At 55.6% G+C, this 9,979-nt stretch carries 1 protein-coding gene; it reads left to right on the plus strand.

Going from position 1 to position 9,979, the window contains the following annotated elements:
• Nucleotides 1-543 precede the first annotated feature (543 nt).
• Nucleotides 544-9,768, plus strand: a complete 9,225-nt coding sequence (locus NG895_RS15265; RefSeq protein WP_252853386.1) for an FG-GAP-like repeat-containing protein — start codon at nucleotides 544-546, stop codon at nucleotides 9,766-9,768.
• Nucleotides 9,769-9,979 lie beyond the last annotated feature (211 nt).

Here is a 9,979-nt window from a genome sequence, read left to right on the forward strand (position 1 = left end):
GAGGGGCTCAAGGCTATCTGCGGCGGTCTCTCCCGAAAAAAGAGACCGCTGCGCCCTAGGAGATCTGCTTGGAGCTGGCGGCCGATGCAACCGTTGTGAGTTTGGGGTGCCGACAGAAGATCGCAATCGACGGGGAAGCAGATTCTTCCCCCGCGTTGCTACAACTGGGGGAGGCGGAACTTCTTGCGGCGTGTCTCGGTCTCAAGCCTTTTCAGCTCACGACAGCCTAAACCGCAATCATCTTTTCTTGGGAGAGATACTCCTTTCTAAGTTGCCCTAAGCTGTCCAGATTGACTGGATCTAGTGGTTTCCTGCAGGCGTAACCTGCAATTGGTAAATACACCGGAATCGTGACAACAGCGTGAAACTAGCGAAGGTCGTGTCTAAGCCATGCATTCTTAACCCTCGTAGACTACAATCCAGTCTTTGTCGGCCAGCCTTTCCCAGACTGTCCAAGGGCCGTAACCGACTGATAGGCATCACGATCGCACCTCAGGGGCAATGTTCATGGAATGGCGGCGGAAATCCCAGCAGAAGCTGCGCATGTCGAAGCGCGCACCTCTAACTCGCAATTCACCCGATTCACAACAGCGCCAACTCCGCTTCGAGCACCTCGAAAGCCGCCGCCTGCTGGCAGCCGACTTTGGCGACGCCCCGGCGCCGTATCCAACATTGTTTCAAGACGATGGTGCGTGGCATGAAGCGGTTGGTCCCATGCTGGGGACAGCCCGTACTAACGAGGAGAACGGACAGCCATCGATCAATGCTTCAGCCGATACGGGTGATGACGGCGTGTCATGGGGAGAACTGCACGTTGGCCAGCGGGACGGAAGTGTTGTGGTAGACGTGCAAGGGGCGCCAGACGGCGCAACTCTCTTCGCCTGGATTGACTTCAACTGCGATGGTTCTTGGGGTGGGTCGGAGGAGCAGATTATTGCTGGGCAGCCCGTCACAGAAGGGGCGAACCTGTTCACGTTTCGCGTTCCCCATATAGCTTGCAGGGGAGTCACCTACGCCCGCTTTCGCATAAGCACCGATGAAATTCTAGGAATCACAGGGACTGCTTCGGACGGAGAAGTGGAAGACTACCAAGTTGAATTGCTTCCAGCGATTGAGGGCGGTGCAAGCTTCGGCGAGGCAAGACCAATCGATGACGTCTGGCAGCGTCTAGTGGATGTTGCGGTTGGCGATTTTGATGGTGACGGACTCGACGATATCGCTGCCATGTTGGACCCTGCCTATTACAGCGAGGTTTGGGTGTACAACAACGCGGGCGACGGCAGTTTTGGTTCGTACTCTCAATCGCTCAGTGGCAACTATCTTCATGTAAGTGACCTGGATCAGGATGGCGATCTCGATCTCATTGCAGGCACGGAGTGGAGTCGAAACTCCGGCACTAGCTTTGGTGTGGGGACGGAGCTGATTGAGTTCCCTGTTGGAAATGCCGATCCTGCTGCCGACCTGGACTACGACGGCGACCGGGACTTGCTGAGCCACGTACCGGGACATGCGCAGGGCCAAGCCTACTGGAACGAAAACACCGGAGCTTCGCAGTTCGAGGCCCATTTGTTACCAGGCAAAACGCAACTGGACAATCGTAAGGGCGCCAGCCTGGTGGCCGTTGACCTGGACCGCGACGGTGACCTGGATCTCGTGGGAAGTGGCTCCACGGCTCTGGGGTACTTAGGTAACTTTATCTGGTATGAGAACCTCGGAGATCAGGTATTCGAGTCGCACAAGTTGCCGGGCATCAACGAGAAAGTCTTGGTGGCAGATCTCGACGCTGATGGCGACATGGACCTCATACCAAATCGTTCGACTGAGGCAGACACGGTGGTCTTATTGAACGATGGGTCAGCCTCTTTCACAAGCCATGCCATCTCGTCCATCGGAGACTTCACTGACATTACTGTGACCGACATTGATGGGAACGGGTTACCAGACATCGTAGGTATCATTCAAGCCAGCAACGAGATTGCAGTGCTGCTGAACCAGGGGGGTGGAGACTTTTCGACCTCTAGAATCCCCGCGGGCGTTCCCCTCGCTGCTGCCTTCGATATGGGAGACCTGGACGGGGACGGCGATCTCGATCTGGTTGTCGTCTCTGGAAAGTCCGGTTCGACATCAGAAGATTTGAAGGTCGCCTGGCATGAGAACCGCGCAGCTGTACGCATAAGTTCGTCGACGACAATCTTATTGGAGGAATCGGCAGACGAAGCTGAGATCGTGATCGAACGCAGAGGCGACCTCAATCTAGCACTTCAAGTCGCATTCACGATAGGCGGTACAGCGACCCAGGGAATTGACTATCAACTGGAAGGAGCAGACTCGCTGGATGCCAGCGGAGGCGTGGTTGCGATACCTGCAGGCGTTGAGCAGGTGTTGCTTCGCGTTGTTCCTGTGGATGATGAAGTAAACGAGCTGTTTGAAACTGTCTCGATCTCCATCGGCAGTGGCGACCACTACGGACCGGGAGACTCTGCGGAGATTGAAATACAAATCGCCGAAGCGCAAACTTTCGGCGACTATGGGGATGCCCCCGCGCCCTATCAGTCTTCAGTGGCAGACACAGGGGCGTTTCATCCCGCGACGGGTCCTCAGCTTGGGGATCTGCGATTCAGCACACCTGACGCCGTGGTATCGGATCTGGCGGATGCCGATCCCGGCGACGACGGCGTCGTTCTGAGCGACATGCACGTTGGCCAAGCCTTAGTCGAAGTGACCATTGAAGTCCAAAATGCGTCGGAGGGAGCCTTCCTCGATGCTTGGATTGATTTCAATGGCGATGATGACTGGACGGATACCGGCGAGCGCGTCTCTTTCGCCAAGCCGGTCGTGGACGGCAGCAATACGCTCTACGTCGCCGTTCCCGACACAGCCGTTGTCGGGGAGACCTTTGCCAGGTTCCGCGTAAGTTCCGCCGGTGAATTGCAGCCTTCGGGCCCAGCTTCTGATGGCGAAGTCGAAGACTACCGCGTCACGATTTCCCCCCGCCTGGCAAGTGGGGCAGAACTGACAAGGACACACAATATTGGCGAAGAAATCGCCTATGGTGTGCTTCAGCCGTTTGTTGTCGACATGGACCTGGACGGCGATATGGACGTCGTTGGTCTCTTACACACTTACTACGTCAACCCAACGGGCACTATTGTCCTGTACGAAAACGACGGTGCTGGCAACTTCGTCACCCATGAAATTGGCAGTGGCACGAACCAGGCCGGCGCCATGGACATTGCCGACGTCAATGGCGATGGCTTGCCAGACGTGATCGCAGGCACCATCCTGCTGAACCAAGGCAACCTGCAGTTCGCCACCAACCCAAACGACGCGCGTGTCGGTGGCCTGAACCAAGCCATCGACTTCGACAACGATGGAGACATCGACATCCTCCACTCAAGTGTCGCGCTGGCGGTAAATCGGGGTGATGGTGTCTTCGAAACCTTCAATTTGGTTTCCACGGGTGATGATTTAAAGTTTCTCCGTGGCGTCGACTTCGATCGCGACGGTGATACGGACATCGTGGCAGGCGTCCACAGGCAAGGCTACTTCTGGTACGAAAACGACGGAGCTGACAGTTTCATCGAGCACACGATCGAGGTGGAGCAACCGCAGCCCGGACCCTACTTCGCTGTTGGGGCATCGGTGCTTGTCGATCTGGATCAGGACGGCGACTTCGATCTGCTCAACACTTACTCCTCCTCTCTGTTCTGGTACGAGAACACTGGCGACGCGCAGTTCGCTACCCACGAGCTTCGTGACGATCTCGCCAGCAGCTATTCCACCTACGGAACGCCTGGATCGATTCTAGTTGCCGACGCCGACGGTGACGACGACCTGGATATCCTTACTCTCAAACAGGCCTCGGCGACCAAGCCGCAACGAGCAATGTGGCTATTCAATAATGGCGACGACACATTCGCTGCGAGACCGGCCACGGGGGCGCTGGCTATCCCTCCTGTGGCGCTGGGACTGGGGGATATCGATGGAGATGGCGACCCAGATGTCGTCGGCAGCTATCCGCCTAATGTCACCCCAAGAACCTACGCAGTTGGTTGGTATGAGAATCGCCCCCACGTGTCAGCATCCCCTTCTCAGCTGCAGATGGCGGAAGACTCAGAGACGCCATCGACATTCACTCTGGTCCGGGCAGGAGATGTTGATGAGAACCTGTCGGTTCAACTGGAGATCGCTGGGACGGCGTCGCTCGGTGAAGACTATGCCCTCGCAGGCCTGCAAAGCCTGGTCGGCCAATCGGCGACAGCGGTGTTTCCAGCTGGCGTTACGACGATTGATGTGACGCTTACACCGGTCAATGACTCACTTAACGAGGTGGCCGAGACGATCACGATGACAGTCATAGATACTGAAGAGTACGCGGCGACAGGCGATCGCAAAGCGGCACTCACGCTCATCAGCGATGAAACCACTGGCGACTACGGCGACGCGCCCATTGCCGGCATGACGACACAAAGCGAGGGTGGGGCGTTCCATCTGGCTATTGGTCCTCGTTTGGGTAGCGATCGTTCGGCGGAGAGCGATGCAACAACGGCGGATAGCGCCGACACGGATACTGGGGATGATGGAGTGACCTTCGAGCAACTGGTTGTCGGCCAGGGGCAAGGGCATGTGACGATCGATGTTCAGAATGCTCCCGAAGGTGCACTAGTAGACGGGTGGATCGACTTCGATGGAGATGGCAGCTGGAGCGGGCCCTACGAGCACATCTTCGCCAACGTCACTGTTGCAGAGGGCATGAATTCTCTGTCGTTTGCGATGCCGTTGGATGTCGTTGCGGCCTCCGTTTACGCCCGTATTCGACTGAGCACCGAGGGGAATTTACTACCCAGCGGAATCGCATCTGATGGCGAAGTGGAAGACTATGCCATTCAACTTGTATCACCGGTTCGCGCCGGTGGCATCTTTGAGGCGACCACGCCAATCTCTGAGGACCCGACTCCTTTTAACGGCATGGTGCCGGCCGACATCGACGGCGACGGTGATGTCGACCTGTTCGCCACCCAGGGAACTGGTCACCCCTACGCCGACTACGATGGCATTGCGTGGTATGAGAATGACGGTGACGGCAACTTCACTCCCCATTTGATCTACGCGATCCGCGATCCGTACGCACGCCAGATTCTCGCCGCCGACTTGGACAACGATGGCGATGTCGACGCGGTGGTCTATGCGACCGATTCGAATACTTCGCCCGATAGCAAGGTCATCTGGCTGGAGAATCGTGGCGAACTAGGTTTCGAGGCGCATGAGTTGCTCGCAACCGATTCCCTCCATGTAATCTACGGAATCGACATCGTTGATATCGACTCAGATGCCCGATTGGATATTCTGGTTCGTATCGGAGGCAATTTCGCGGTTCTTCAAAATGACGGTGACTCACAGTTTCAACTAGTCGATTTGGTCCCCCATACGCCGGTTCGCGACTATCACCTTGTCGACCACGATCACGATGGTGATATCGATATCGTTACCCTGGAGGGCATCGGAGAAGACCATTTCTCGGGACTGCTCTGGTATGAGAATCTAGGCGATCTCAACTTCCAGGAACACTATCTGGCAACGACGGCCGACGCTTTTGTACTTGAAGTTTCCGATCTAGATCGTGACGGCGACTACGACTACCTATTGGGTGGCGACGAATTACTATTATACGAAAACCAGGATGGCGAACTGGTAGAGCACGTGCTTTGGATCGATCCACTCCCAGGTTTCCCGGGAAGACTGGGCATCTCCGATCTCGTAGTGCAAGACCTGAACGGCGATTCACAGCTAGATATCGTGACATTAGGCTACAGGGAGTTTGCACTCTATTGGCTGGAGCAAATTGGTAGTCTCGATTTTGCTCCCAGCACGCTACTGTTCGATACCGACTCGTACGGCAGAGCAGCCTTAGCCGACTTGGACGGTGATGGCGACCTGGACATTGCATCCAACCATTCAGAGGATGGAACGCCCATATGGTTTGAGAACCAGGCGGCTGTGTCAATACACGCACTCGCTCCGACCATCGAGGCATCAGATGAACAGGGCCTGTTGCTCGAATTTCAGCGGGTTGGCGATCTTCACCAAACGATCACGGTGTCCTTCCGCGTAGAAACTGATGCCGATTTCGGTGTGGATTACAACCTCGAGGGAGTTGACGAGTTCGATGGCTCCACCGGCAGTGTTACGATTCCCGCCGGAGAGAACACGGTGCAAGTTAGCCTTTTGCCGACCGGCGATGGTTCTATTGGTGCCGAGCAGCCATTCGTCGCAACATTGCTGGACGGAGAACTGTATGGGCTGTCCGATGAGGCGGTGGCACATTTTTCAATCTTCAGCGGCGATTTCGGCGACGCTCCAGTTCCCTATCCAACTACCTACGAGCAAAACGGTGCCCGTCACACAGCGTTGGGCCCTTACCTGGGTGCTACGCGGGGCCAGGCGGTCGATGGCAGCCCAGCCGATCAGGCAAACCTGGACCCCGGTGACGATGGAGTCTCTTTCGGGCAGTTAAGGGTCGGCGATGCGACTGCCACTGCCGAATTGCAGGTATCCAACGCCCCAGACGGGGCCCGGGTCGATGCGTGGATTGACTTCAATCACGACGGCGTATGGGACCTCACCTCCGAGCGGATTCTCACCTCGGTCGAGGTAGTAGAGGGCCTCAACCAGATATCGTTCGCAATTCCTGCAACTGCCCTAGGTGGCGACACCTTTGCGCGTTTTCGCATCACGTCTGAAGGTGATGTGGGTGTGCAGGGCACTGCAGCAGATGGCGAGGTGGAAGACTACCTTGTCGCACTCGCAAGTCCACTCAGCGAAGAGTACTTCGTGTTCGGCGATAACCAAGACCCTATCTTCCGCACTCAGACGGTTGAAAAAGTTGTGGGCACCGAGGTGTTGGATTTCGATGGAGATGGCGATCGCGATGTGGTTATCGCCGATTTCACAAAGCGTCAGGTCGTTTGGTTTGAACAGATCACCACGGAGTATTTCCTTGCCCACATTGTGGCCCGCGACTCCGATTTTCCCACCGCACTTGCTGTGACCGATATGGACCACGATGGCGACTTCGACATTGTGACGTCTTGGACTGGGGATAATGATCGGGTGGAATGGTACGAATCGCACGGAAGAGAGGACTTCCGCAGTCACCTGGTCTCAGAGCTGGATGCCAACCCATCGACACTGGCCGTAGGAGACTTTGACAGTGATGAGGACGTCGACCTTGTCGTAGGCTTCGGGTCTGGCGGTACCTTAATGTGGTTCGCAAACAATGGGCAGCAGGACTTCGCGGGCCAAGTGATTGCCAACACTTACCCAGGTGTCAGCAAGGTGCGGACAAGCGATGTCGATCAGGATGGGCACCTGGATCTTCTCGTCGCTGCCAGCGGCATTGACACGATCGCGTGGTTTAAGGGCAATGGTTCAGGAATTTTCGAAGAGCACGTTGTTTCGGATGAGACCGCCGGTGTAACTTCCGTTAGCGCCGTCGACCTGGATTCGGACGGCGACATCGATCTAGTCGGCACCTCCCGTTACGGCAACCAGGTGGAATGGTTCGAGAACGACGGCAAACAGACCTTCACCAGGCAAGTCATTCCAGTGACTGTGGTCCAGCCTCACGATGCGATTGCGAAGGACTACAATGGCGACGGGAGTGTCGACATTCTGGTTGGCTCCACTTACGCAGGCCGGTTCTACGTACTGGAAAACGACGGCATGCAAGGCTTCACTCCCAAAGATCTGATAGCGAACACGGAATATTCCGAGAGCTTCGCACTCGAGGATATTAATCAAGACGGCAAACCCGACATCGTTGTTACGACCAACTGGACTGTCTCGGAGAAGCGACTCGCCTGGTACGAGAACACGGAAGACTCGGTATTTCCGGGGCACAGCATTTCTGGATCAAAAACTCTCTTTACGTACAACCACGCTCTCGACTTCGATCACGACGGGGACGTCGACGTAATTGCCTCTGACACATCAACAGACGAGGTCTTCTGGTTTGAGAACATAGCCGATCAGGACTTTCGACCCCGCCTGCTTGCTCAACTCGGAGACGCATCTGTTGAACCGGAATTCAGCGATCTCGATGGAGATGGCGACTACGATTTGATTGCTATCGGCACATCCCGACGTCTGGTGTGGCTGGAGAACCTCGACAATGGTTCATTCGTGGAACACACTATAACCACCTATTCCAGTAGTTTCAGCTCATTCTACGACGTGAGCATCACGGTGGTTGATCTCGACGCTGATGGCAACACGGACATCGCCATAGCGGTGAATACGCTGAACGCCGTGTATGTCTACACCAACAATGGAGCACAGCAGTTCTCGCTGAGCACCGAACTATACGTCAGCCGCCCTGATGGTCTGCACATCGTTGATATGGACCGTGATGGCGACTTGGATCTCTCCACCGCGTCCTATTCTGACAATACACTGCTTGTTTTCGAAAACATGGGCTCGGGTGCATACACGCGCCATAGCATAACCTCGACAACTTCTTACCACTCGCTCATAGCAGCCACGGACATTGATCAAGATGGCGATCAAGATCTCGTGGCGACGGCAGGAAGCGTTCTTATCTGGTACGAGCAAACCTCACTCTGGGAATTTGAAGAACACTCGCTGGAACTACCTCGGGCCATTGTCAGTGTTGCGGTGGCTGATCTTGATGGAGATGGAGACGGCGACTTTCTGCCCACCTGGACATACGACACCCCTCCGGCCACCTGGGTGGAAAACCGAGGAGCCGGTGTCCTGGTTGAGCGAGAATTGGGAGTGGAAGTGGGGCGCGTAACTAAGCTGGATGTCGTCGACCTGAATCAAGACGGAACTCTCGACGTGCTTTATGTTTCACTATCTGAATTGGCCATAGGCTGGCTTGTACAAACTCATTTGCCGGGAGACTACGACGCCAACGGCTACGTGAACGAACAAGACTACGCGCGATGGAAGGAGGGGTTTGGTCGAAGCGGGAGTTCACTCGCCGCAGACGGCAACGGCAACGGCCTTGTCGATTTGGCCGACTACACGATTTGGCGTAATAATCTCGGACTCGCAGTAGGCAGTCCCACACTCACGGGCGACTACAATCGTGACGGTGTTGTCAACAACGGCGACTATACTCTCTGGAAGCAAGAGTTCGGACGCTCTGGCATCGAATTGGCAAGCGACGGCAATCTCGATGGCGTTGTAAACCTCGCGGACTTCGTCATTTGGCGAAATAACCTGGAGGCGAGCGCCACTCCCAGCCCTGTCACCGATACCTTAGTCGCCTTCAGTGAGAGTACGATGGTTGCTCCTGTTGAAGCCTTCATTGCGCAGGGGCAAATCGAAGCGGACGGGACCAATAAGCTTGGAGTCATGACAAAGAGCCCTGCCAATACAACGTCTCCACCTCGGCTCGAAAAATCTAACCGGTCTCAGCGTGACGCAACAACCAGGGGCAGTTCTACACTGCACCTTGCTTTTGCACAATTCGAACTGGCTGATTCGACGAAGGCCTTTAGACCAGCCCATAACGCCGATATGTCTCTCACAGAACAGGCGAAGGATGCGGCACTTCTGCTTCTGGCGGATGTGGATCGTCGTCGCGACGATGACAACTGGAGTTCCACGTTCACTGAGGCGACGTTGCCAGGGCACTCAACCAACAATGTCAAGTTAAGTAGTGATCTAGCTGAGTCTGAATTGCGATCCCATCACCTGTCCGCATTGCCACGCTTTGGCTCAACCGAACGCCAACAACGCTGAATACCATACTCTTCGGCAAGGTCGATATTGCCATGCGGACAACTGACGGCTGGTTTTTGGTGGCTTTTCGAGAGGCACTAGAAGCTACGTCGCAAGTGCAACACCCTCCTCGGCTTACATTGGATGTGGCGTTAGGCCGAACCTGAAAAGGTTCTTGTGAAACAAAACAGCTTCAAATGTAACAGACCGCTGTTCACCCAACCGACCGAGG

Origin of the sequence: Aeoliella straminimaris (assembly GCF_024054565.1) — a bacterium.
GTDB classification, from domain to species: Bacteria; Planctomycetota; Planctomycetia; order Pirellulales; family Lacipirellulaceae; genus Aeoliella; species Aeoliella straminimaris.

Coding starts and splice junctions, on each gene's coding strand:
- NG895_RS15265 (WP_252853386.1), top strand. CDS start 544: ATGTCGAAGCGCGCACCTCTAACTCGCAATTCACCCGATTCACAACAG.